This window comes from Flavobacterium facile (assembly GCF_036321945.1).
In the GTDB taxonomy this organism is placed as follows: domain Bacteria; phylum Bacteroidota; class Bacteroidia; order Flavobacteriales; family Flavobacteriaceae; genus Flavobacterium; species Flavobacterium facile.
The window spans coordinates 205873-232286 of record NZ_JAZAYT010000035.1; the positions used below are offsets into that span (position 1 = coordinate 205873).

A 26414-nucleotide genomic window follows, 5' to 3' on the forward strand; every position below is an offset into this window, starting at 1 on the left:
ACATTTTCACCACACAGTTTGTCACCCTGAAAGGGTCTCAAGTCATCCACATCCACAATACATATAACTATATCCGCCAAAATCAATGATCGAATTCACAGAAGGAATTTACAATTTCTACGTTTATATTATTACAAATAAAGCCAAAACTGTTCTTTATACAGGAATGACTAATAATCTTAAAAGAAGATTACAAGAACATAAAGAAAAACTAAATCCTAATAGTTATACAGCAAAATATAATGTTGAATTTTTACTTTACTATGAACATTATGGTTGGGTTCAACAAGCAATTGCTCGAGAAAAAGAAATCAAACTAATGAAACGAGATAATAAATTTGAACTAATTAAAAGTTTAAATTCAAATTTAGATTTTCTAAACGATAAATTTTGATTCGGCTTGTGTGAGATGCTTTCAGCATGACAAACTGTGTGGATAGTCTTTGTGTTTTGGTTAGTTATCCTATAAGGATCTTACAACCAATACACACCAATCAAAGCTGGAATTAAGTAAATCACAATAGTTCTTGAGCCATCGTAATCTTTCGCTACACGTTGTCCGAAAAGCAACATCAACAACGTTACACATGAAACTACACAAGCATAATTTCCCATAATGGTTGCGCCGCTCATTATATTTTCCGCAATTCCAACAATAGAAAGTACTCCGGCAACAATTTCTAAAGCTAAAACAGTTAGTAAAGCAAAAGGCACTTGGTTTTTTAAGAACGTTTGAGAAAAATGACCTTTTAACCAACTCACATTTCCGTTCCAATCCGCAATTTTATCGTATCCAGATTGTAAAAATGTAATGGCTAAAAAAGCTAGTAAAATAAGGGCAAATTCATTCATAGTTTATTGTTTTTTTGGTTGTTTAATTTTATTTTGATAATTAATTTTTGCCACGAATTCACGAATTAAAAAAATCTTTACTATTAACTTAAAATCGACTTTGTCGATAATTAATTCGAATTAAATTTTTAAAGTTCTCAAAATAAAAAATTCGTGAATTCGTGGTCAATCTATTTTTCGTAAATCGTAAATCTCAATTCGTAAATTTAGACTTCTTTTTTATGCAACAATCGCGTTAACTTAATCGATAAATCGGTTAAAATCACATTACTGTTTCCGTTTCTTTCAATATGATAAATCGCATCTTCTAATTCTTTGAAAATATCTACAATGTTATTTCCATGAATAAAAGGCGCAAATTTTTCTAGTTTAAAATTCTCAAAATTCGGTTCTAAATACACCAAATCTTTGGTTTGATAATTCAACAACAACGCTTGACGGAAAAACTGAATACAAAATTGTAAAAAATTCTTTTGCGTTTCTCTTCCTTCCTTCGCAATTGTGGTGCTCCAAACAATTAAATCGGAAATAACACTCGCATTTCCTCTCGCTTTAAATGCGGCACGAACCCAGTTGATAAACCATTCTTCAAAAACACTATCATCATCATCTTTGTGTAATAAATGCAAGGCTTTGTTATAATTTCCTTCACTTTGATGGGCGATTTTTTTAGCTAAATTCGCATCGACTTGATGTTTCGAAATTAATTTTTCAGTAATCACTTGTTCCGGCAACGCCAAAAAATCAACAACCTGACAACGAGAAATAATCGTTTGTAATAAATCGTCAATACTTTCAGAAATTAAAATGAAAACCGTTTTTTCTGGCGGTTCTTCCAATAATTTCAGTAATTTATTGGCTGCGTCAGTTCTCATTTTATCGGCCATCCAAATGATCATGACTTTATAACCACCTTCGTAAGCTTTTAAGGACAAATTTTTATTGATGGCCGCCGATTCTTTAACGCTAATAATCCCTTGTTTTTTCGGAATTTCTAATTTTTTATACCAGTCGAATAAACTGGCATACGGATTTTCCTTTAAGAAACTTCTCCAATGTTCTAAGAAATTCGCACTGACTACATTATCACCTTTGACATCATCTGTCGTGGTAATTGGATACACAAAATGCATATCGGGATGCGAATAATTGTCGAATTTTAAATTACATGCCGATTTTCCTGTATTGTTTTCGCCATCAGTATTGCTACACAAAATATATTGTGCATACGCAATCGCCATTGGCAACGTTCCAGAACCTTCTGGACCAATAAACAATTGGGCGTGTGGAATTCTTCCTACGTTGGCAGTAGTAATTAAAAAGTTTTTAATGTGGTCTTGACCAAGTATGTCGTTAAAAAGCATCGAGCAAATATAAGAGATTTTTATCTTGGTTTAAAATCAAACTTTTATATTTGCAATTCTCTTTAAGTGAAAAAACAAACAACAACAATAAAAAATAAATTTATGAAAACTATTTTCGACATCAATTTTAACAACAAAAAAGCTTTAATCCGTGTAGATTTTAATGTGCCTTTAGATGAAAATTTTAAAGTGACAGATGCGAATCGAATTGAAGCTGCAAAACCAACAATCGATAAAATTTTAAACGATGGTGGTTCGGTAATTTTAATGTCGCATTTAGGAAGACCAAAAGGTAAAGAAGACAAATATTCGTTAAGTCATATCGTATACAAAATTGAAGAAGTTTTAGGAAAAAAAGTAAAATTTGCGTCAGATTGTAGAGGTGAAATCGCCAAAGAAGCGGCTGCCAATTTACAAAACGGAGAGATTTTATTGTTAGAAAATTTACGTTTTTATCCGGAAGAAGAAGCTGGAGATGTTGGTTTTTCTAAAGAATTAGCGAGTTTAGGCGATGTGTATGTAAACGATGCTTTCGGAACGGCGCACAGAGCACACGCTTCCACAACAATTATTGCTAACGAATTTCCAAATGATAAATGTTTCGGAGCTTTATTAGCGAAAGAAATTGAAAGCATCAATAAAGTATTAAAAAACTCTGAAAAACCAGTTACAGCAATACTTGGAGGAAGTAAAGTTTCTTCTAAAATTACGATTATTGAAAACATTTTAGATAAAGTCGACCACATGATTATTGGTGGCGGAATGACATTTACATTTATCAAAGCGATGGGTGGAAACATTGGAAATTCTATTTGTGAAGATGACAAAATGGAATTGGCTTTAGACATCATGAAACAAGCGACAGCAAAAGGCGTGAAAATTCACTTGCCAATTGATGTGGTAATTGCAGATTCGTTTTCAAATGATGCGAATACGCAAATTGTAAATGTAGCTGAAATTCCTGCTGGATGGCAAGGTTTAGATGCTGGTCCGAAAACATTAGAACAATTAAAAGAAGTGGTTTTAAGTTCGAAAACTATCCTTTGGAATGGACCAATTGGTGTGTTTGAATTACCAGCTTTTGCTAACGGAACGATTACTTTAGGAGATTTTATTGCAGAATCAACTAAAAACGGATGTTTCTCTTTAGTGGGCGGTGGTGATAGTGTTGCAGCTGTAAAACAATTTGGCTTAGAAGACAAAATGAGCTACGTTTCTACGGGCGGTGGCGCGATGTTGGAAATGTTAGAAGGAAAGACGTTACCTGGAATTGCGGCTATTTTGAAGTAGAAATTAATTCTATTAATAACATTACCCTCCAAGAGTTCAAAACTCTCGGAGGGTTTTTAAATATATCGCCAAAAATCTAAAAAAACGTTAAATTCCGATTTTAAACGTTAAAAATTGGGCGTTTAACAATAAATAAAATATATTTGCGTTCATACAAGTAATTGTATACTAATGATTTAGATAAAATGCTCCGGTAGTTATGGAGAAAAAACATATAAATAAATGAAGAATTTAATTGTACTTGCAGCTGGTTTTCTGTTTTCAAACGGAGTGTTAGCACAGGAAAATATTGAAACAAAACCCACCTTTTTTGAACCTAAAGTATCGTATTTAGATTCTCTTAAAAAGACGTTCAACAACCACGAAACTAGTGCTTGTATCGACCAAAGATGGACGAAAGAATTGTCAGATGCCACGCTATCAAACGAAATGTTTTTCGATATTGAAAACCTAAACATCGATGAAAAAGTATCGTATGATTTAGATACCGAATTACTTAAAAAACGTTTACACAAATTAGACGTGCAATCGCCTTTCGTAATTGAATACAATCCAGCTTTAGAAAACGTAATCAAATCGTTTTTAAAAAACAGATCTAAAAGTTTTGAAAGACAAATGGCTATTGCGGAATATTATTTCCCACTTTTCGAAGAAAAATTATCAAAATACAATTTACCTTTAGAAATCAAATATTTAGCGATTGTTGAATCGGCGTTACAACCGAAAGCAAAATCTAAAGTAGGTGCCGGTGGTTTATGGCAATTTATGCCAGCTACTGGTAAACAATATAAATTAGACATCACAACGTATGTGGATGAGCGTCACGATCCAATAAAATCAACAGAAGCAGCTTGTCATTACATGATGAACATGTATGAAATTTTTGGCGATTGGAGTTTGGTTTTGGCGTCGTACAATTGCGGACCAGGAAATGTTTCCAAAGCGATTAGACGTTCTGGCGGAAAAACAGATTATTGGGAAATTAGAAAATATTTACCACAAGAAACGGCTAATTATTTACCTGCGTTTTTAGCTACGATGTACATTTACGAGTTCAAAAAAGAACACGGTTTAGTGCCTCATAAAGCAGAAATGAAATATGCAGAAACAGATACTGTAATGGTAAAACACGCCATGACTTTCAAACAATTATCTGATTTATTAGATATTTCTGAAGAACAATTAGAATATTTAAATCCGATATACAAGTCGAAATACATTCCTTCTTTTGGTGATGAGCATTTTTACTTGCGTTTACCGAAAAATAAAATTGGAATTTTTGTTTCAAATGAAGAAAAAATTTATGGGTATTTAGCATATTTAGAACAAGAAAAAATCAATAACATTCAATTGGCTCAACTAAGAAAACGAGACAGTATTGCCAAAAAAGATTCTATAGCGGTGGCTTCTAATTTCAAAATGAAAAGCAATGAGCCTACGGAATACGAAGAAGTCATAAAAAAGCGCACGAAAGAAGTCGTTAGTAAAAATTATCATAAAGTAAAATCAGGTGAATCACTTGGTGTCATTGCAGATAAAAACAATGTGTCTATTTCCGATTTAAGAAAATGGAACAACATCAAAGGAAGTACTATCAATGCTGGACAAAGTTTGGTGATTCAAACTACCAAGAAAGTCACGGTTAATGAAGTGATTAAAAAGCCTAAGAAAAAATCAGAAGTTATTGTGCCGGAAGTTGAAAATGCCGTTACTGAAAACACAGAAATTTCAAACACAGAACAAGTTAAAGCTAAATCTGAAAACAAATACGCTTCTGCGAAAAGCAAAATTGAAATTAAAGAAGATTATTATATCGTTCAAAAAGGAGATTCTATTTTTTCAATTACAAGAAAGTTTCCAAATTTAACAGCAGACGATTTAAAAAAGAAAAACGATTTAAAAACAGACAACATTCAACCAGGAATGAAATTAAAAATTCAAGGTTAAAAATTTTACGTCAATTCGAGTGTTTTGATGAGATTACGAATCAAAATGTATCGACAATAGTAAAAGTATTGAGTTGTTCTCGATACAATCCAATTCATCCTTCATAGTATCCTTGAACTGAAGAAATAAAAGTTCTTAAAAACCACAATATTCACATCAATATTGTGGTTTTTTATTTTAAATTAGCCTCATTAAAAAACACCCTTTGAAAAAAATAATTCTTTTACTTATCTCCTTTTGCTTACTTTCTTGTTTTGAAAACGAAAAGGAGAAAAAAGAGCTTGTGGCTAAAAATCCGTATTTGAATCAGAATTCGGTTACCGTTTTAATTCCACAATCCCTTTGGAATGGAAAAGTAGGAGAAAAAATTAGAGAAACATTTGCGGCTCCAATTACAGGTTTGCACGATTGTGAATCGGTTTTTACATTAATGCCTATTCATACCAATTATTTTCCTTCAGATGCGAAGGTTTCAAGAAACATTTTGATAATCTCTTCGAGTTTTAAAACACAAACTACACATGTGAAAAATAAATATGCTGAAAACCAGAATATTTATACGATTCAAGGGAAAAACCAAGAAATTTTATTGAACCAACTGCAACTTGCATCTAAAGAAATTATGAACACGTTTTATAATTCGGAGATTAATTTGATTTTATCTAAAAACAAAATCAATACGAAGTTGCAAAAACAAATCAAAAAGCAGTTTTCGGTAGACATTCAAATTCCAATAGAATATAAAAAAGGCTTACAAGGTGAAAACTTTTTGTGGTTGCGAAAAGAAGTCGGTTCCGGTTATAATAACATGCTAATTTATACCGCAAGTTTTTCAGCTTTATACAATAAAAACGCTATGGTAACAAATAGTTTATTTATTCGAAATCAAGTAGCCAAAAAATATGTTTTAGGAAAAACGGATGGAAGTTATATGATTACAGAGCAAGCATATTATCCTAGTTTTCATACGACTGAAATTCAAAACAATGTAGCTTATGAAATGCGTGGCAATTGGGAATTTCATAAAGATTTCATGAATGGACCTTATGTGAATTTCGCTATTAGAGACAACAAACGCAAAAGATTTATTATTATAGATGGTTTTGCCTACAATCCAGTTCATTCCAAAAAAGAATTACTATTTGAAATGGAAGCAATTATTAAATCTACGAAAATTTTGTAGTTTAGTCATTGCGAGGCACGAAGCAATCTCATAATCTTAATAAATATGAAACCCGGATTCATTTACATTGTTACAAATAAATATAATACTACTTACTACATTGGAGTTACCTCAGATTTACCAAAGCGAATTTTAGAACATATTGAAAAACGTTATGAAAATTCATTTTCAGCAAGGTATAATTTGAATAAATTAGTTTATTATGAACAATTTCAAATGATTGGTGATGCAATTGCCAGAGAAAAACAACTAAAAGGTGGTTCTAGACAAAATAAAGTTTCCTTGATAGAAAATATGAATCCTCAATGGTTAGATTTGTATGAAGAAATTAAAGATATAATGATAATTTAAAAATGAAGCGTGAAGTTGATTATGAGATTGCTTCGTGCCTCGCAATGACAATATGATACAATTCAAAATAAAGCCGTTTAAAGAACTTTCTATAACAGAACTATACAAAATACTACAATTGCGTTCAGAAGTGTTTGTAGTGGAGCAAAATTGCGTGTATCAAGACATTGATGGCAAAGACGAGAAAGCCATTCACGTTTTAGGTTATTACGAAGGTGTTTTAGCCGCGTATTCCCGACTTTTTAAACCCAATGACTATTTTGCAGATAGTTCGATTGGACGTGTAATTGTAAAAGAAACGCATCGTGATAAAAAATTAGGTCACGATTTAATGCGAGCTTCTATTGCCGCAATAAAAGATTTGTTTGATGAAACGAACATTACCATTTCTGCACAATTGTATTTGCTGAAATTTTATGAAAGTCATGGTTTTGTTACCGTTGGCGAAAGTTATTTAGAAGACGATATTCCGCATATTGAAATGAGGAAAGTGTAAAATAAAAAATCCTGTTCAACTCAACTTGACAGGATTTTTTATGTTTTGGAATCTAAACTTGGTTCAGATTAAATTTTTGTAATCACCAACTCAACTCTTCGGTCATATTCTGATCCTTTACCTAGTGGTTGTGTGTTTCCGTAGCCTTTGAAAGTTAATCGGGCTTTCCCAATTCCGCGAGTTTGTAAATATTTGTAAACTCTTTCAGCACGGTTTTTAGAAAGTTCTCGTTTTCGAGTATCTCTATCAATCGCTTCTTTATGGAATGTTGGTGTACAACAAACATGTCCTTGAATTTCGATGTTTAAGTTTGGAAATCTTTTTAAAAGAATGGTAATTTTATCTAATTCTTTTTTAGCGCTTTCTTTTAGTTTACTGCTTCCGGCATCAAAAAGTAATTTATCTAAATATACTCTGTCGCCCACCAAAGCATTTTTTCTAATCGTAGAATATAATCCAGGAATATGTAAATCTTCCACCACAAAAGGTTTGAAGTTTAATACTACATCTACACGACGGTTTTTAGAACGCGCATCTGGAACATTTTCTTCCAAATCTTCGTCGATCATTACTTTTCCTTTTCCTTCAATTTTAACGATGATTTTATACTTCACCCCTTTTTTTACCAACATAGTTTTCACGCTATTGGCTCTGTCTTGTGATAATTTGTAGTTGTAATCTACTTTTCCCACATCGTCACAATAACCATATATTGAAACGCTTTCTAAACGTGTGGTATCAATTAAACTTAAAAAATGTACAACGGCTTCTGATTGCAATTGTTTAATTTCACGAACATCCGTATCGAAATAAATGGAGTGAACGGTTTGTTCTTGAGAAAAACCAATAAATGTGGAAAGTAATACTAGGGCAAATACAAACTTCTTCATTTTAGTATCTTATTTTTTTAAAATTTTATTATATTCAGTTGGATTATTTACAATTTCTTGTGCTTTTAAAACGTCAGAATACTTGGTAGAAACATAATCGTAAAATGCAGTTCGGTAACCGTATCTCAATAATAATTCTTGCAAAAGCAAACGTTTGATTTCGTCTTTATTTTTATCTAATTCTTTGTCTTTAGATTTTTCAATTGCAGTTTCTAGTTGTTTAATTTCAACCGTTAAATCTCCATCAATTTTATCTTTTTTAGCAGCTTCTAACAGGTTTTTTAATGATTTATCGATATTTGTGCTTATTTCTACTTTTTCTTTCTTTAAATACGCTTTAAACTCGTTGTATTCCGCATCTGAAATACTTGTTACACTTTTAGCCGACGGATTTCGGTAAAATAAGATATTCGCAAATTCAAAAACCGCATCAGAATTGGCAATACTTAAACTGATGTTGCTTTTTTTCATGTCGGCAATTTCTACATCAGGTAAAACGCCGCCACCATCATAAACGATTCTTCCACCTTTAGTTTTGAAGGCGTTAAATTCTTTTTCTGAAGTTTTTATTGCTTTTCCATTAGCATCTTTTTTACTGTAATCTGTCGCTTGAATACATCTTCCAGAAGGCGTGTAATATTTGGAAATTGTAACTTTTACTTGAGTGCCGTAAGTCAAATTAAACGGACGTTGTACCAATCCTTTTCCGAAACTTCTGTTTCCAACAATCACCGCTCGATCTAAATCTTGCAACGCACCAGAAACAATTTCTGAAGCAGAAGCACTTCTATCGTTGACAATAATCGCTAAAGGAATTTCCGTATCAACTGGAGCATTTTTTGTTTTGTAGGTATGATTATGAGCTGTGTTTTTAGATTTTGTAGTGGTAATTACCTCGTCTTTAGCAACGAATAAATTACAAATATTTACAGCTTCGTGCAACAAACCTCCTGGATTGTCTCTTAAATCTAATATAATTTTAGTAGCACCTTGTTCTTTTAAAGTTAATAAAGCTGCTTTAGTTTCTGCAGAAGCTTTTTCGTTAAATTTTTGAAGTACAATATAGCCCGTTTTATCACTTAACAATTTAAAATACGGAACGGCTTTTATTTCTACTTCGTCTAAAACAATTTGTCCTTTTTTTTCTATTCCTTGTCGGAAATAAACAATATCAATTTTGGTGTTTTTGACACCTTTTAGCAATTGAGAGGCATCGTCTTTAAAGTCTTTTAAAACCACATCGCCAATTTGAGTGATGATATCTCCTGCTCTAAAACCAGCTTTGTCGGCGGGCATGTTTTGATAAACTTCTTTTAGAATTATTTTATCGTCTTTTCTAGTGATTAAAGCACCAATTCCGGTATATTCTCCCGTATTATTGATTTTAAATTTTAACACATCTTGTTCGTCAAAGTAAACCGTGTACGGATCTAATTCGGCTAACATGCTTTTTATCGCCACATCCATTAAGTTACCAGCATTGGTTTCATCTACATAATTCTGATTGACAGTTTTATATAGGCTAGTGAAGATTTCAATTTGTTTCGCTAAGGCAAAAAAATCATTTTGAAAACTTACGGCAATAAATAAAAAACCAGCCGCAAGTGTTGGAATAATTACCTTTTTTTTATTTAGAAAACCCATGAGTTGTAGTTTAATTTTTTACGAATTTAATTAAAATCTTCAAAAACCAATCCAAAGTTGTGATTTACTTCACAGTTTCCTTAAATTTTTGGAACAATTGAATGGTTTTTTCTTCAATTTCTTGGTACGAAAGTTTTTCTTTGGTTTGATAAAAAAACATGAAAGCATAAGGTTTGCTTAGGTTTTCTTTCAATAAATTTTGATTCAAACGGTAGCACTCTCTCAAAACTCTTTTAAAGTAATTTCGGTCAACAGCTTTTTTGAAATATTTTTTAGAAACCGAAACACCCATTAAAACTTTTTCTGAATTTTGTTCCTCCGTATTTTCCACATAGACTAATCGTAGCGGATATTTCGACACGGATTTTCCTTCAGAAAACAAACGGTCAATTGTTTTATGGCTTTTAAGTTTTTCGTTTTTTGGGTAAGAAAATTGCATGCCGCAAATGTATAAAAAAAAAGCCATCTTGTTTTTAGCAAGACGGCTTTAGATTTTTTACCAAATTTTCACTCTTTTTTCAGGAGCGATATACATTTTGTCTCCTTCTTTAATACCAAAAGCTTTGTAGAAAGATTCAATATTTTGAAGTGGCACATACGCACGGTATTGTCCTGGCGAATGAGTATCTGTTTTCACTTGATTTTTAATGGCTTCATCGCGCATTTTACTTCTCCAAATGGTTGCCCAAGAAAGGAAGAAACGTTGTTCAGGAGAAAAACCATCAATCAAACCTGGGTTTCCTTTTTCTTTCAAATAAATTTGTAAACCGTCATACGCTGCATTTACACCACCTAAATCACCAATATTTTCTCCTAAAGTGAATTTTCCATCCACATAAATTCCTGGTAAAGGCTGTAAAGCAGAATATTGATCTGCTAAAGCTGTTCCTAACGAAGTGAATTGTTTTAAATCATCTTCACTCCACCAGTTGATTAAGTTTCCTTCAGCGTTATATCTTGAACCTGAATCGTCAAAACCATGAGAAATTTCATGACCGATAACACCACCAATTCCACCATAATTCACTGCTTCATCTGCTCTATAATCGTAAAATGGAGGTTGTAAAATCGCTGCAGGAAATACAATTTCATTATTGGTTGGACTGTAATATGCATTTACGGTTTGTGGCGACATGCCCCATTCTTCTTTGTTTACAGGTTTTCCTAGTTTTGAAACGTTTTCTTTATTGCTCCATCGACTAATCGCTAAAGAGTTTTCATATAAAGTTCCTCCTTGTTCAAGACTTTTAATTTGTAAGCCGCTATAATCTTTCCATGTATCAGGATAGCCAATTTTTACTCTGAATTTTTTTAATTTTACGATGGCATTGGCTCTTGTAGCTGGTGTCATCCAAGGTAAATTATTAATTCTGTTTTCATACGCTTTAAAAACGTTGGCAATCATCGCTTCTGCTTTTGCTTTCGCTTCTGCTGGGAATTTTTTCTCAATATAAAGTTTTCCTAAAGCTTCACCTAAAACCCCATTTACAGTCGCTAATGCTCTTTCTGTTGCAGGTCTTGGTTTTACGGCTCCAGATAAAGTTTTACTATAAAAATCCCAATCTGTTTTTTCAATTTCTGTAGTTAATTCGTCAGCATTCGAACGTAAAAGTGTCCATGTCATGTAAGCTTTCCAATCTTCAACTTTATTTTCTTTAAGAATTTCATCTAATTTCGTCATGTATTTTGGTTGAGAAACCACAACAGAATCTAAACTAGTAAAACCAGATTTTTCAAAATACGTTTTCCAATTGTTTGATGGCGCCATTTTTTGTAAATCTGCTACAGACATTGGATTGTAGGTTTTTCTTCTATCACGTCTTTCAACTCTGTCTAAAGTTGGTTCAGATAAAGATGTTTCGAAAGCTAACACTCTGGTTGCTTTTTCAGAAGCTGTTTTAGCATCCATACCTAAATATCCGAACATTTTAGCAACATGTAACACGTATTTTTCTCTTTTTTCTTTGGTGTCTGGTTTGTCAGACATGTAGTAATCTTTATCTGGTAAACCTAAGCTTCCAGTTCCAACATATACCACGTTTTTATTGCTATTTTTAGCATCAGCACTAACAAATGCACTGAAGAAACCTAAATTAGCATCAGCTTTTGTGTCTACTAAAAGATTCATTAAATCACCACTGTTTTTAATAGCATTAATTTTTGTTAAATAAGGTTGGATAGGCGTAATTCCTAATTTATTTCTAGAAATGGTATCTAAAATTGCTTTGTATAAGTTTACAGCTTTGGCTTGATCTGATTTTGGATCTAAATTTTTATTAGCAACTGCTTCGTTCAAAATAGCCATTACATCGTCATCCGTGTTTTTTCTTAACTCATCAAAACTTCCCCAACGTGTTCTGTCGGCTGGAATTTCAGTGTTGTCTAACCAAGTTCCGTTTACATATCTAAAAAAATCTTCATTTGGTTTTACGGAAGTATCCATATATTCGGTATGAATTCCGTATTTTTTTGAATTAGCTGCTTCTCCTGGTAGTCCATCTTTTCCTGGTAGTCCATCTTTTCCTGATCCAATTGAAATGGAACAACTTTGAAAAAGTACAATTAGCTGTAGAGTACTCAATATTAAAATTTTGTTTTTCATAAGGTTTAGTAACTTGTCTGTTAGTTTTAGTTTTTTTGAAATGAAAAATCGTTTTATCTTAATAAGACATTTAGAAAATATGCCATAAGATAAAACGATTTTATATGTTTTAATTTTTAATTATTCTTTTTGTAATAGTATTATTTTCAGTTGAAATTTTTACAAAATAAATTCCGTTTGAAGCATTACTTAGATCAATTTGAGTCAATTGAGAAATTGATTTAGCAGCCATTTTTTCAATTAATTTTCCTGAAACATCATAAACTTCAATAGTATTCGCTTCAATGTTTTTTAAATTTAAATTAAAAATTCCATTTGATGGATTAGGATAAATCTCAATTTGATTCATTTCGAAACTATCTGCTGATAAAACACCATTAATAACGAAGTCATCCACTTTAGCACCCAAATCTACAGTTCCTTCATCAGAATGAAATACAATTCTAAAAATAACATTTGATTGTGCGTTAAGCGCAGAAAGCGGATAAGTATAGGTTGTTAATGTAGTATTAGCGCCAGTCCATTGTCCACCAGGACAGTTATTACAATCTGAACCAGAGGTTTGTGGCGTTCTATTGCTATTGTACCATCCAGAACCAGAAGTTCCTAGTAAATTCCAATTCGCACCAAAATCAGTTGAATATTGAACATAAACAATATCCCAATTTAATTCTAATGAATACGCTAATTTGAAACTAATTTGAGGGTTTGAAACGTTATTTAAATTATAGCATTGCGAAACTAAATAAATTTTAGTCCCGTTAGGATAATTTCCACTTAAGTTGGTTAAATAAGCAGTGTTTCCAGCAGTTGCTAATGCGTCGTTTGTTCTGTTTCCTCTTGTCCAATTTCCAGTACATCCACCACCTAATACAATTAATTCATCAGAAACATTTGTAAAACTATTTACAGAGCCAACAATTCCACTATTATTTGTATAGAACGTTGTTTTTCCTTTATTGTTGTCGGAAAAGGCATCTCCTGTTGTTGTAACATTAAACTCTAAATCATGTGAACCACTAGCTGTTGTAACCGAAGGTAAATCAATCGTTTGGTTTTGCGAAACGGCAATGTTTCCTACCCAATTATAGGTATAAGGAGTACTGTCAACAGTATAATTTACGGTTACATTTGAAATAGCATTTGTACCACTATTTTTAACTACTATTTGAGGTATAACTGATGCTCCACAATTAATATTTCCACTAAGATTGTTAACAGATTCAAACTTTAAATCTATTGATGGAACTTGAACAGGAATATCTGATTGCCAAATTCCACGACCATAAGTTGCGGCAATAATTTTACTATCCTCTAAATTAATTTCTAAATCTCTAACAGAAACATTTGGTAAATTAGTATCAAATGGTTGCCAAGTTGTCATAGAATCATCTTTATAATAAACGCCTAATGAAGTTCCTACATACAAAGGATTGTTAGTATTTCTTCCTTGATGTATAATACAGTTTTTACCAATTGAAGGTAATCCAGAAGCTATATTTGTAAAAGATGTTCCACCAGTTGTTGAAATCATGGCTTGTCCAAAATTTCCACTAGTTGTGATATAAACAATATTACTATTTGAAGAGTGAACTGCAACACTAGTTATTGTAGCGCCTGAATAAACAGCTGCAAAAGTTATACCGGCATCTATGCTTTTGTATAAAGAAGTTCCGTTTGCAACGTAAATGATATTATCATTTGAAGGATCAATAGAAATGATTTCTAAATTTCCGGAACCTATTGAATTTGTGTTTTGTTGCACCCAAGAATTACATATTAATTTATATAGTCCATCAAAACCAGCATACATATTTCCTTGACTATCACCTCTTAAAGGAGTTATCCAGTTTCCATCAATACCGCCCGGTGAACCAACCCCGCCAGTGTTAGTATTTCCACCATCATTTGAAATATACATAGAAGATCCATTTTGGATAAAACCATAGAACAAATTACTATTAGCTTGACTTACAGCAGCATCCATACCATCTGCACCATAGTAGTTTTTCCATGAAGATGAACTATATGCATAACCACCATTGTCTTGCAAACCTCCAACCATTTTTCCAGCAGAAGTTTTAGAAACAGATACCCTGTAAAATTGACTAATTTGTAAACCAGCAGTTAGATCTGTAAAATTAGTTCCGTTATTTGTACTTACATATATTCCACCATCACTTAAGCAGTATAATTTTCCATTGATATATTGTAAATGATGAATATCAGCATGTGTGTATGCTGCACTTGTAGGACTACTCCAGTTATTAACTTTTGTTACTGCTGTTCCACCATTTGAAGATTTCCAAACATTTAAACAACCGGTAAAAACCAAATCTTTGTTGGTGTTGGATACAGCCAAAGCTAAATCGTACCCTCCTTGAGTCGATTCTAAAATATCAGTTGTTCCAGAAGTTTTTGTAAAATTAGTACCACTATTAGTTGAACGATAAATACCGTTTAACGCATAACCTGTATTTACACTTAAAACATACACATAATTATTGTCAGCAGGTGTAACATCTAAAATTAATCTTCCATTTGTATCTGCTGTTGATAATCCAGAAGTTATGTTTGAAAAAGTATCTCCTGTATTTGTTGATTTATAAAATTTAAAACCTGAAGTTCCAGTCTCATTATAACCAGTTGCATAAACAACAGTTGGATCATTTGGTTTAAAACGAATTGAGCCTTGTGAAAAATCACCATCTTGTTCAACATTCCATGTTGTTCCTCCATCTATAGTTCTATATAAACCAGCAGAAGTAGCACATAATAATATTTGATTATTGGTTGGGTGAAGAATTAAATCTCCAGCCTGATTTCCGGTTCCTGTAAAAGTTAAACCAGCACTAATCCAAGGTCCGCCATTCACAGATTTTAATACTCCAATTGAATAGGTGTCAGAACCATCTTTATCTCCAGTGGCAATATAAACAGTTAAATTGCCTACACTTGGGTGATCAATTGCAATTCCAGAAATTCCTATTTGCGGTAAATCGTCAGATAAAGGTATCCATGTAGTTCCAGAATCAGTAGATTTCCAAATTCCACCTGCTGGAGAACCAACATAAATAGTGTTAGTATTTAATGGATCAATGGCTACTGCACTAGTTCTTCCTTGACCAGAAGACCAAGAACCAGTATTCGTATGAGAAAAAGGACCAACAGGTTGCCAGTTACTTGGCGGTAATGCCATAGCATGGTTACTTCTATTTTTTTTTATGTTGTTTTTTTCTTCCCATGCTGCCCAAAGTTGTTGAGGTGTAACAATTGTTCCATCAGGGTTTAATTGATTTTCGTAAAAACTTTCCCATCTTTTGAAAGGCTTGTAACCGCTTCCTTTAATGTTTTTGTTATGGGTTTTCCAATATTGGTTAAAGGCATCAACTTCATTTTGAAAGTTGGTGTTTTTCGAATTTGAAGTTGAATTTTTCCATGGTGCAGTTGGATTGTATTGGGAAAATCCAACAGCCGAAAAAAGAAATAATAAGGTTAAGTAGGTGTTTTTCATTGTGTTAGTAGTTTTTTAGGTTACGCAAACTTACTAATTTATTTTTTAAGAATTGTTAAAAAACTAAGTTGTAACGCCAAGTTTTTATACTTTTGCAACTAAATTTTTCATGATGTTTAAAAACAAAATTTTTACAATTTTCTTCATAAGTTTATTAGCAGCAATTTTTTTTTCTATTTATAGTTTAATCAATAGAAAAAATTTACCCATAATTATGCCTAGAGATGTAAATCCTGAGTTAGTGGATTCTTTAGTACAACATATCGGTTACAATCATAAAATTGCACCTTTTGCCTTCACGAATCAAAACGGAAAAACAATAACTAATAAAGAGTATGAAGGGAAAATTTATGTAGCCGATTTCTTTTTTACAACTTGTCAAACCATTTGTCCAAAAATGACCAATAACATGGCTTGGTTGCAAGATAAAATTAAAGACAATCCGAAGGTAAAATTGCTTTCTCATTCTGTTTTTCCAGACGAAGACACCGTTGAGGTATTAAAAAAATACGCGAAAGAAAAGGGCGTTATCGATTCAAAATGGAATTTAGTTACCGGAAATCAAAACGAAATTTATAAAATTGCTCGTCAATCATATTTAGTGGTAAAAACAGGAAAACCAGAAGAAATGTACGACATGGTCCACACCGAAAATTTTGTATTAGTCGATCAAAAAGGTAGAATTAGAGGTTTTTACAATGGTTTAAATATCGACAAAAACGTAAAAGACGAAAAAAATCTAACTCAGTTATTGGAAGATATTGAGTTTTTGAGTGAGAAAGATTAGTTGTATTTTACTTATTTGTCACACTGAGTGGAGTCGAAGACCTTTTTTATAAAACAGCACTTCGACTCCGCTCAGTGTGACAATTCAATGTATTAGATTTATTAAAATCTCTAATCAATTATACTTCATCTTCCTCAAAATCCGTAAACTTTCTTTAAAATAAACATAAACCAAAGGATTTTTATAGGCTTTTAAAACACTTTTGGCTTCAATCAATTTGTGTTTGGCATCTTTAAAATCGTTTAAATAACAAATCATTAAAGTATGTGGAATTCTCAAGACTTCCATTTGGGAAACTTCTTTGTTTTTTTGCAATTTCTGAATCGTAATTAAAACAGAATTGTAAATATGATGCAGTAATTTCTTGTTGTATTGTGGCGGTTCAAACAACATTTCGGTTTCCATTTTATAATACCCATTATCGTAAAAATAAAAGGTTAATTTTTCTAACGGATAATAACTGGTTTTGTCATTTAAGCCCAATTTTACATATTCGGTAATTGTAAAACTATCTTTGTCGTAACTAATTATTACTTCATCTTGATTGGAATAAAACAACTTTATTTGTTCGTTTACCAATTCAATATCTACTCGAGAATAATAAATTTCGTTTCTATTTTGTTTAGGAATTCCTGCCCAACACACCACAAAGTTTTCTTTAAAAACCTGGTATTGATTACTAAAATCTTTATGTCTGACTGTAATAAAATCCAACACACCATCTAACGTATGTTGAATGCTATTTCTCGAATTGTTTTCAATACTAATTACGGTTTCTACATTGGATTTTGAAGCAACAATCTTTTCTTCCGTAGGTTGTGTGTTACTTCCAATTCTAATGAAAGTATTTCCAGTATAAATAGTATATATGTTTTTCTTAAAATAGGAAACCTTGTTTTTGGGTTTTATCGTAACCAAACCCACTACTTTTTCCTTAGGTAAATTCGGAAACGGAATGTTGTCGTAGGTTATTTTTGGTGGATTTTCTAAATAAGCGTTGACTAAATTCTGAATGCGACTGTCATCAAAAAAATCATCACCCACAATCTCATTATCATCATCTTCCACTCCCACTACAATGTACGAATTGTTAAACGGATTGGAATTTGAAAGCGCACAAATATGTTTTAAAAACTTCCCTTTTCCTTCTTTGGAATGCAGATTCAATTGGCGCTTTTTATCATAAAAACTGTTTTCGTTATTATGAGCCAATAAATTTTTAATAAGAAGTCGTTTATTAATCATAAAGATTTAATTTTCATTAAAAATAACAACATTTTCTTAATTATTCACTAAAATTTCACCTTTCACCTATAATTTAACGGACAATTAACAACAAAAAATATTTTTATATTCCAACTTGCATTGTTAAAGTATTTTTTTTAAAATTTACACCCAAATTAAACCAAATCAAATGCAAGAAAATAATACAAGCATCGACATAAGTGCCATTAATGAAAAAATTGAAAGAGAAAGCGCTTTTATTGATTTACTGACTTCCGAATTAAGCAAAGTCATTGTGGGACAGAAATCCATGATTGAACGATTATTGATTGGTTTGTTAGGTCAAGGTCACGTTTTGTTAGAAGGAATGCCTGGTTTAGCCAAAACGTTAGTGATTAACACACTTTCAAAAGCCGTTCACGGAAGTTTCCATAGAATTCAATTTACACCAGATTTGTTACCAGCAGATGTTGTGGGAACCATGGTTTATAATTTCAAAGAAAACGAATTCACCGTAAAAAAAGGTCCAATTTTCGCCAATTTTGTTTTAGCAGATGAGATCAACAGAGCGCCAGCCAAAGTGCAATCAGCGTTGTTAGAAGCGATGCAAGAAAAACAAGTTACCATTGGTGAAACGACATACAAATTAGACAATCCCTTTTTAGTTTTAGCAACTCAAAATCCAGTCGAGCAGGAGGGAACCTATCCGTTACCAGAAGCGCAAGTCGACAGATTTATGCTAAAAACCATCGTCGATTATCCGAAAATGGAAGAAGAGCAACTAATTATTCGTAACAGTTTAAAAGGAAGCGCGGAAACCATAAATCCTGTAGTGAGTATTGCTCAAATTATCAAAGCGCAAGAAACTGTTAAAGAAGTTTACATGGATGAGAAAATCGAAAAATATATTTTAGATATTGTTTTCGCCACGCGTTATCCAGAAAAATACCGTTTAGATAGTTTAAAACCGTTAATTAGTTTTGGAGCTTCACCTCGTGGAAGTATCAATTTAGCGTTAGCCGCGAAATGTTATGCCTTCATCAAACGAAGAGGTTATGTGATTCCAGAAGATGTTCGCGCCGTAGTTCACGATGTCTTACGTCACAGAATTGGAATTACCTATGAAGCAGAAGCCGAAAACATTACTTCAGAAGATATTATCAACAAAGTTTTAAATCAGGTTCAAGTACCGTAGTTTTTGTTTTAGGTTTAAAGTTTCAGGTTCAAAATAACTTGAAACAAAAATAACTTGAAACTTGAAACAAATTAAACAATGGAAACCAAAGAGTTACTTAAGAAAGTTAAGAAAATTGAAATCAAAACCCGAAGATTGAGCAATCATATTTTCTCGGGGCAATACCACACGTCGTTTAAAGGACGCGGTATGACATTTTCTGAAGTACGACAATATCAATACGGCGACGATTTTAGAGCGATTGATTGGAATGTTTCCGCAAGAAATAACGATGCTTTCGTAAAAATATTTGAAGAAGAAAGAGAACTTACCATGATGTTAATGGTGGATTGTTCTGGTTCTCAAAATTTCGGAACATCGGAACAAAATAAAAAAGATATTGTGACTGAAATTGCCGCAACTTTAGCCTTTTCAGCCACACAAAACAATGATAAAATTGGTTTGATTTTATTTACCGATGAAATCGAATTGTTTATTCCACCCAAAAAAGGAAAATCACATGTTTTAAGAATCATTCGTGAACTAATTGAATTTCAACCGAAAAGTCAAAAAACAAATGTTTCTGGTGCTTTAGAGTTTTTATCAAGTGTGATTAAAAAACGCGCTATCGTGTTTGTAATTTCCGATTTTATGACTTCCGATTTCCAAAAACCGTTACAAATCGCATCCAAAAAACACGATGTAACCGGAATTAGAATTTACGATACTCGTGAAAAAAGTTTACCAAATGTGGGAATTATTCAAATGCAAGATGCCGAAACAGGCGAATTGGTTTGGATTGATACACAAACACAAGCTACAAGAATGGCTTACGAAAGAAATTATATTTCGAAAGTCGAAAACTGCCAAAATATGTTTAGCAAATGTGCTGCCGGTTTGGTAGAAACCGAAACGAACGAAAGTTACGTAACGAAATTATTAACCTATTTTAAAAGTAGAACGTAATGAGTGGGTTTGTAATTTTAAAATCGTCAGTTCGATTGTTTTTTGTGAAGAGAAACGAAGCAAAAAATGTATCGAGAACCTTTTCTTTTGTTTTATTCTTGTTCAGTTCTTTCGTCGGATTCTCTCAAACAGTTGGCACGACGGTTTCTAAAACCGAAATCAAAATTGGCGAACAAATTCTGTTGTCTTTAAAAACAAAAGTAAACGAAAAGGATTTGGTCGTTTTTCCCGATTTAGATTCTATTGGAAAGTTAGAAGTTGTCGAATCTTTCCCGCCAGTAAAAACAAAAAAAGCCAATCAAATTGAATGGATAAAAAAATATACTCTAACACAATTTGATTCGGGAAAATATAAAATTCCCTCGTTAGAAGTTGTCGTAAATAAAAAGAAAATTAATTCGGAAAGCATTGAAATTTCAGTAATTGATGTAGCTGTTGATACGACGAAACAAAAAATGCACGACATCAAAGAAGATGTAAGTATAAATTTAGAAAAAACCAAACAAAAACCGGAATTATCAGATAAAGAAGTACTTTTAGGTTTGCTATTTGCCTTGGTTTTAGGTGCGATATTTTATTTTATTCTTAGATTAAAACATCGTAATAAAAAGAAAGCGGAACTATACATTTCGCCTTATAACAAAGCTTTTTTACGTTTTTCGGAAGTCAATAAGCAATCGAATTCTAAAGAATATTATTCGAATTTAACGGAAATTATTAAATCGTATTTTGAAAAAACTTTAGAATTTTCTGCTTTAGAAAGTACAACGGAACAATTTATTTTCAAGTTGAAAAATGCAGTTGCCGAAAAGAAATTTGAAATTTCAGAAACAACCATTTCTCAAATAGAAAAACTTTTCACCAAAGCCGATTTGGTAAAATTTGCGAAGATTTCTGTTTCGGAAGAAGAGCAAAATTCAGACAAATCTGTTTCAGAAAACATCATCAGCGTATTTCATAAAACGTTGCCAACATCTGCCGAAGAACAACGTTTCGCTTTAGCTAAATTAGTAGAAGAACAAAAGCAACACAAATATAAAAACATCAGACAAACGGCATTTATTGTCACGTTTTTGGTGTCGATTGTTTCTGTAGTTTTCTTTTTCGGATGGGAAAATGTAACGAATTATTGCAATGCCAAAATCAACGGAAAAGACGCCGATTATTACTTGAAAAAAGAATGGATGGTTTCCGAATACGGTTTGCCCATTTTACAAATCGAGACACCTGAAGTTTTAGTTAGTGATTCGGTAACATCGAAAAATCCAAACGTTAAAAATATTTCGCAATTTTCTTGGCAAAAAGCTTCCGATAAATTGTCGGTTTCCATACAAACCGTTGCTTATAAAGATTCTATCAAACCCGATTTAAAAGCAGTTTTTAATGATGAATTAGGAAATTTAATGCAATTGCAAGCAAAAAACATCAAAACAACCGCCAGAAAATTCAAGAATGTAAAAGAGCTTTCTGGAGATCTTTTGGAAGGAACTTACGAAATTAACGAAGGTTCTGAAACCAAGCAAATGCGCTTCTTAACCATTTTTATTTCGGATAGTTACGGTTTGCAAACAATAAGAATTACACACGATGCCAAAGATAAATTTGCTAAAAATTTCATAGAACGCATTACCAATAGCCTCGAACAAATAAACCAAGAAGATGATGAATAGTAGTTTTATGCATCCGCACTTTTTATGGTTGTTGTTGGTGCTTCCGGTAGTATTGTATTGGCATTATTTTATCAAAAATCAACAAGAAGTCGCTTTAAAAATGAGCACAATTGAAGGTTTGTCAACAAAAAAATCGCTTTTGATTAAGTTGCGACCGTTTTTGTACATATTGAAATTATTGGCTTTAGGTTTTATTATTATCGCTTTGGCGCGACCAAGAAATACACAAAAATCGAGTTACACAGATAACACCAGCGGAATTGATATCGTAATTGCGACCGATGTTTCGGGAAGTATGTTAGCCACAGATTTTAAACCAAATAGATTAGAAGCTATTAAAGAAGTAGCTTACAACTTTATTCAAAAAAGAACGAATGACAGAATGGGCTTGGTAGTTTATGCTGGGGAAAGTTATACTAGAACGCCTGTTACTTCAGATAAAGCAATGTTATTAAATTCACTGAAAGAAGTGCAATATAACGGAATGGTTTTGCAAGACGGAACTGCAATTGGTATCGGTTTAGCCACATCAATTAACCGATTAAAAGACAGCAAAACGAAATCTAAAATTATTATTTTATTAACCGATGGTGTGAATAATTTAGGAAGTTTAGATCCGATTTCAGCTGCTGAAATTGCTAAAACGTACGGAATTAAAGTCTATACAGTTGGCGTAGGAACGAATGGAATGGCAAATTTTCCAGTAGCAAAAGACGCGAATGGAAATATCGTTTTTCAACCACAAAAAGTAGAAATTGACGAAAAACTAATGCAAGAGATTGCAACAATTACCAAAGGAAAATACTTTAGAGCAACAGATAATAAAAAGCTTGAAGCGATTTACGATGAAATTGACAGATTAGAAAAATCTAAAATTACAGAAAACCGATTTATGATGTTTGATGAACAATTTCGACCTTGGTTGTTAATCGGTTTGTTTTTATTGGCTTTGGAAATGATTTTAAGTCGCACCCTTTTTAAAAGTTTTATTTAATGTTTGAATTTGAAAACCCATATTATTTTATTTTGCTGCTGCTGATTCCAATTGGATTAGTAGCACAAAATAAGTATGTCAAATGGCAAACGGAAAAACAAGCGGAATTTGGTACTGAAAAAGCCATTCAAAAATTACTTGTTAATGCTTCCAACCAAAAACAACGATTAAAATTCACACTGCAATTAATGGCTGTGTTTTTTATTGTTTTAGCTTTAGTGAATCCGAAATTAGGTTCGAAAGTCGAAACGGTTAACGCCAAAGGTGTGGAAATTGTTTTCGCTATCGATGTCTCGAAAAGTATGTTGTGTAAAGATGTTGCACCAGATCGATTAGAAAAAACCAAACAAATTATCACGCAAATTATTAATTCTATTGGAAGTGATAGAATCGGAATTGTAGCTTACGCTGGAAGTGCTTATCCGGTTTTACCGATGACAACCGATTACGAATTAGCAAAAATGTTCACGCAAAGTGTCAATACGGATTTGATTTCTTCACAAGGAACAGCCATTGAAAGCGCGGTGCAAACAAGTGTAGATTTCTTCGATAATCCTACTTCTGGTAAAGCAATTATTTTGTTTTCAGATGGTGAAGATCATGAAAACGCCAATTTTGATGTGTCGAAATTAACCAAAGATAAAAACGTAAAAATTATTACAGTCGGAATCGGAACAACAAACGGTGGAAATATTGAATATGTGGACGAATTCGGATTTCAACAAGTTAAAAAAGACCAAAACGGACAAGTTGTAATCACAAAATTAAACGAAGAAGTGTTACAAAAAATTGCGTCCGAATCTAAAGGAACTTATGTGTACGAAAACCAAATTTCAAAAGCGGTTTCAAGCATAAAAAGTGCTTTATCTAACATTGAACAACAAGAATTTAAAGCCCAACAATTAGCGCAACAACAATCGCAATTTCAGTGGTTTTTAGGCATTGCTTTTTTATTGTTGTTGATAGATTTCTTTATGGTGAATCAGGATTTCAAAGGATTCCACGCTAAAAAATGGTTGACTTCTAAAAAGTTTAACTTGGTTTTAGTATTTCTTTTTGTTTCGGCCACTACTTTTGCACAAGAGAAAACGATGAATTCGCAGCAAAAAGAAAAGCAACTGCGAATTGTAAAATCTAAGGAAAAAGCACAAAAAGAAAAAGCGGAATACAATTTAGGAAACACGATTTACAAAAACAAAAAATATAGCGAAGCGATTTCAAATTATAAAAATGCTTCCCAATTAGCTAAAACTGATGCAGAAAAACACAAAGCCTTTCACAATTTAGGAAATGCGTACATGCAAGATAAGAATTATAAATCGGCAGTTGAATCCTATAAAAATGCATTAAAAGCAAATTCTAAAGATGAAAAAACGAGATATAATCTAGCTTTAGCTAAGAAAATGTTAGAAAAAAATCCGCCAAAACCGAAGCCTAAAAACAAGAACAAAGACAAAAAAGAAGATAAGAACAAAGACAACAAAGAAGGCAAGGATAAAGACAAAGAGAATAAAGATAAAAACGGCGACAAGGATAAAAAAGACGGCAAAGACAAAGAAAAAAATAAAGAAGAACAAAAGAAACCAAGCGCCAACAAACAACGCATGGACAATGTGTTAAAAGCGATTGGGAATGATGAAAAGAAAGTGCAAGAAAAAATAAACGCAAATAAAACAAAGACGAATACAAAAGTTTCAGAAAAAGATTGGTAAAATGAATTCATTAATTAAAATAGTAGTAACGATTATTCTGCTTCCTTTTTTGGCCTTAAGTCAGGTTAAATTAGAAGTCAAAATAGAGAAAACGAACCTAAAACTAGGCGAAGTGACTCAGGTTAATTATGTTTTTAATGAAGAAGGAAGAAACTTTGTGCCGCCAAGTTTTGCAGGTTTTAACAAAGGCGGTTCGTATGTTTCCTCTAACGAAGTGTATGACAATGGTGTGTATTCGATTCAGCAGGTTTATACTTATGTCATTCAAGCGGCTAAAGCTGGAAAAGTCACTATTTCACCAGCAAATATTAGGTTTGATGGGAAAGTGTATGCTTCAAAACCGGTTTTGGTTTCTGTTTCAAACGAGAAAGCTTCGAATGCTATTCCTAGACAAAATCCACCAGCTTCTCCAAAACCAAATTCTAATAATAAAACAATTACTGGCGCGAATAATTTACTGTTTGTAGATGTTGAAGTGAACAAAACTTCTGCATTTGTAAACGAACCTGTTGAAGTGTATTATCGCATTTATTTAGCGCCAAATTTAGATGTGGAACTGAATAAAAAAATTGCGACAAAATTCAATAACTTTTGGAGTCAAACCGAAGACATTCAAGGTGGCTGGGAACGTTCTGTGGTGAATAATCGTGTGTATAAATCTAAGGTTTTCAAAAAAGCAATTCTGTATCCACAAAAAACAGGTAAACTTGAAATTACTCCTATTACTTTAGATTTAAACATCAATTATCCAACTGGAGATTTCGATTTTTTTGGTGAACCAGAATATAATATGGCCAGAAGAGAAGTTGTTTCCAATATCAAATACATTCAAGTAAATCCGTTACCTGAAAAAGGAAAACCTGAGAATTTTACCGGAGCTGTAGGTAAATTTGAATTTGATGTTAACGTTCAAAAAAGCGAATTAAAATCAGGTGAATCCTTGCAATTAGATTTGATTGTTTCCGGAACTGGAAATTTAAAATTATTCGAAATTCCAAAACCTAGTTTACCTTCTAATTTTGAAATTTTCGAACCAAAACACCAAGAATTTATTAGTGAAAACATGAAAGGAATTTCTGGAAAAATTATGGATAGTTATACTGTAATTCCTCAAGAAAAAGGTAGTTTTAAGCTCAAACCTCAACAGTTTTCTTTCTTCGATGTGCAATCTAAAGCGTATAAAACGATTTCTTCTGATGCGATTGATTTGAATGTTTTACAAGGCGAAAATCAAGCCAATGTGACTTCCGTTTCAAAAACAAAATCTGAAGTAAAAGAGCAAAAAGAAGAATCAAAGTCGGGTTTCGAATTTACGTTTGTGCATTTCATCGGAGCGGTTTCAGTTACCGGATTAGCGTTGTTGTTTTTTACTTTAAAAAGAAATAAAAAACCGCTTGAAGAAGAAGTTGTAAGTGTAGAAAAGCCAATAAAAAAAGAGTTTTCTGTGAACGAAATTCAGGATTTTATAAACAGTAAAGAATTGTTTTATCAGAAAATGGAAGGGAAAATTGCGGAATTTTTAGAACATAAATTTTCATTAGAAAAAGCTGATTTCAACAAAGAAAACATCATTCAAAAATTTCAAGAACATAACGTTTCTCAAGAAAACACGATTGATTTCATAGGATTATTGCAAAACTGCGAAAAAGCCAGATACATGCCAACTTCTGATGCCAACATGCAATTAGATTTTGAAAAATTACAGCATTTAGTAAAAGTTATTGGTGCGTAAACTCAATAAAATTCAGATATTT

The 26414-nt window shown here is 32.4% G+C and carries 21 protein-coding genes; 13 read left to right on the plus strand and 8 right to left on the minus strand.

Annotated features, from left to right (window positions below; translation table 11 throughout):
* Positions 1-85 precede the first annotated feature (85 nt).
* On the plus strand, positions 86-394 hold the full coding sequence (locus UEQ13_RS13465; protein WP_329806851.1) for a GIY-YIG nuclease family protein: 309 nt from the start codon (positions 86-88) through the stop codon (positions 392-394).
* Between the two features lie 80 nt (positions 395-474).
* Here the strand turns inward: UEQ13_RS13465 and UEQ13_RS13470 are convergent, their stop codons facing one another.
* Positions 475-852, minus strand: coding sequence for a DoxX family membrane protein (locus UEQ13_RS13470; protein WP_329806852.1), 378 nt, complete (start codon positions 850-852; stop codon positions 475-477).
* 206 nt (positions 853-1058) lie between these two features.
* Positions 1059-2216 carry a DNA polymerase III subunit gene (locus UEQ13_RS13475; protein WP_329806853.1) on the minus strand — a complete coding sequence of 386 codons (1158 nt, stop codon included), beginning with the start codon at positions 2214-2216 and terminating at the stop codon, positions 1059-1061.
* A 102-nt stretch (positions 2217-2318) separates the two neighbouring features.
* Here UEQ13_RS13475 and UEQ13_RS13480 point away from each other — a divergent pair, with 102 nt between their 5' ends.
* The 5 genes from UEQ13_RS13480 (at position 2319) to UEQ13_RS13500 (ending at position 7483) form a co-directional block, all read left to right on the plus strand.
* Positions 2319-3506: a phosphoglycerate kinase gene (locus tag UEQ13_RS13480; protein WP_329806854.1), complete on the plus strand. Its 1188-nt coding sequence runs from the start codon at positions 2319-2321 to the stop codon at positions 3504-3506.
* Between the two features lie 222 nt (positions 3507-3728).
* Positions 3729-5453, plus strand: coding sequence for a lytic transglycosylase domain-containing protein (locus UEQ13_RS13485; protein ID WP_329806855.1), 1725 nt, complete (start codon positions 3729-3731; stop codon positions 5451-5453).
* Between the two features lie 205 nt (positions 5454-5658).
* Positions 5659-6636 (plus strand): DUF4837 family protein, encoded by a 978-nt coding sequence (locus tag UEQ13_RS13490; protein ID WP_329806856.1) that lies wholly within the window; start codon positions 5659-5661, stop codon positions 6634-6636.
* Between the two features lie 45 nt (positions 6637-6681).
* Entirely contained in the window at positions 6682-6987 is a 306-nt protein-coding gene (locus UEQ13_RS13495; protein ID WP_329806857.1) for a GIY-YIG nuclease family protein, read from the plus strand.
* Between the two features lie 52 nt (positions 6988-7039).
* Positions 7040-7483, plus strand: a complete 444-nt coding sequence (locus UEQ13_RS13500; protein WP_329806858.1) for a GNAT family N-acetyltransferase — start codon at positions 7040-7042, stop codon at positions 7481-7483.
* 68 nt (positions 7484-7551) lie between these two features.
* Here UEQ13_RS13500 and UEQ13_RS13505 read toward each other — a convergent pair whose 3' ends face one another.
* The 5 genes from UEQ13_RS13505 to UEQ13_RS13525 form a co-directional block, all read right to left on the minus strand.
* Positions 7552-8373, minus strand: a complete 822-nt coding sequence (locus UEQ13_RS13505; RefSeq protein ID WP_329806859.1) for an OmpA family protein — start codon at positions 8371-8373, stop codon at positions 7552-7554.
* 9 nt (positions 8374-8382) lie between these two features.
* The gene (locus UEQ13_RS13510) at positions 8383-10017 is read right to left on the minus strand and encodes a S41 family peptidase (RefSeq protein ID WP_329806860.1); all 1635 of its coding nucleotides are present in this window, start codon (positions 10015-10017) and stop codon (positions 8383-8385) included.
* Positions 10018-10081: 64 nt separating this feature from the next.
* Positions 10082-10456 carry a ribonuclease P protein component gene (gene rnpA / locus UEQ13_RS13515; protein ID WP_329806861.1) on the minus strand — a complete coding sequence of 125 codons (375 nt, stop codon included), beginning with the start codon at positions 10454-10456 and terminating at the stop codon, positions 10082-10084.
* Between the two features lie 57 nt (positions 10457-10513).
* Positions 10514-12619, minus strand: a complete 2106-nt coding sequence (locus tag UEQ13_RS13520; RefSeq protein WP_329806862.1) for a M13 family metallopeptidase — start codon at positions 12617-12619, stop codon at positions 10514-10516.
* A 109-nt stretch (positions 12620-12728) separates the two neighbouring features.
* Positions 12729-16133 (minus strand): T9SS type A sorting domain-containing protein, encoded by a 3405-nt coding sequence (locus UEQ13_RS13525; protein ID WP_329806863.1) that lies wholly within the window; start codon positions 16131-16133, stop codon positions 12729-12731.
* A gap of 109 nt (positions 16134-16242) precedes the next feature.
* Here UEQ13_RS13525 and UEQ13_RS13530 point away from each other — a divergent pair, with 109 nt between their 5' ends.
* Positions 16243-16920, plus strand: a complete 678-nt coding sequence (locus UEQ13_RS13530) for an SCO family protein (protein ID WP_329806864.1) — start codon at positions 16243-16245, stop codon at positions 16918-16920.
* 114 nt (positions 16921-17034) lie between these two features.
* Here UEQ13_RS13530 and UEQ13_RS13535 read toward each other — a convergent pair whose 3' ends face one another.
* Positions 17035-18165: an ATP-binding protein gene (locus UEQ13_RS13535; protein ID WP_329806865.1), complete on the minus strand. Its 1131-nt coding sequence runs from the start codon at positions 18163-18165 to the stop codon at positions 17035-17037.
* A gap of 169 nt (positions 18166-18334) precedes the next feature.
* Between UEQ13_RS13535 and UEQ13_RS13540 the strand changes: the two genes are divergently transcribed.
* The 6 genes from UEQ13_RS13540 to UEQ13_RS13565 all read left to right on the plus strand — a co-directional run bounded on the left by UEQ13_RS13540 (position 18335) and on the right by UEQ13_RS13565 (position 26392).
* Positions 18335-19339 carry an AAA family ATPase gene (locus UEQ13_RS13540; protein ID WP_091311011.1) on the plus strand — a complete coding sequence of 335 codons (1005 nt, stop codon included), beginning with the start codon at positions 18335-18337 and terminating at the stop codon, positions 19337-19339.
* Between the two features lie 78 nt (positions 19340-19417).
* Positions 19418-20284 (plus strand): DUF58 domain-containing protein, encoded by an 867-nt coding sequence (locus UEQ13_RS13545; RefSeq protein ID WP_329806866.1) that lies wholly within the window; start codon positions 19418-19420, stop codon positions 20282-20284.
* Positions 20284-21954, plus strand: coding sequence for a BatD family protein (locus UEQ13_RS13550; protein WP_329806867.1), 1671 nt, complete (start codon positions 20284-20286; stop codon positions 21952-21954). Before UEQ13_RS13545 ends, UEQ13_RS13550 begins: the two co-directional genes overlap by 1 nt.
* A gap of 7 nt (positions 21955-21961) precedes the next feature.
* Positions 21962-22948 (plus strand): vWA domain-containing protein, encoded by a 987-nt coding sequence (locus tag UEQ13_RS13555; RefSeq protein WP_329806868.1) that lies wholly within the window; start codon positions 21962-21964, stop codon positions 22946-22948.
* Positions 22948-24660 (plus strand): VWA domain-containing protein, encoded by a 1713-nt coding sequence (locus UEQ13_RS13560; RefSeq protein ID WP_329806869.1) that lies wholly within the window; start codon positions 22948-22950, stop codon positions 24658-24660. Before UEQ13_RS13555 ends, UEQ13_RS13560 begins: the two co-directional genes overlap by 1 nt.
* A gap of 1 nt (position 24661) precedes the next feature.
* Positions 24662-26392 (plus strand): BatD family protein, encoded by a 1731-nt coding sequence (locus UEQ13_RS13565; RefSeq protein WP_329806870.1) that lies wholly within the window; start codon positions 24662-24664, stop codon positions 26390-26392.
* Positions 26393-26414 lie beyond the last annotated feature (22 nt).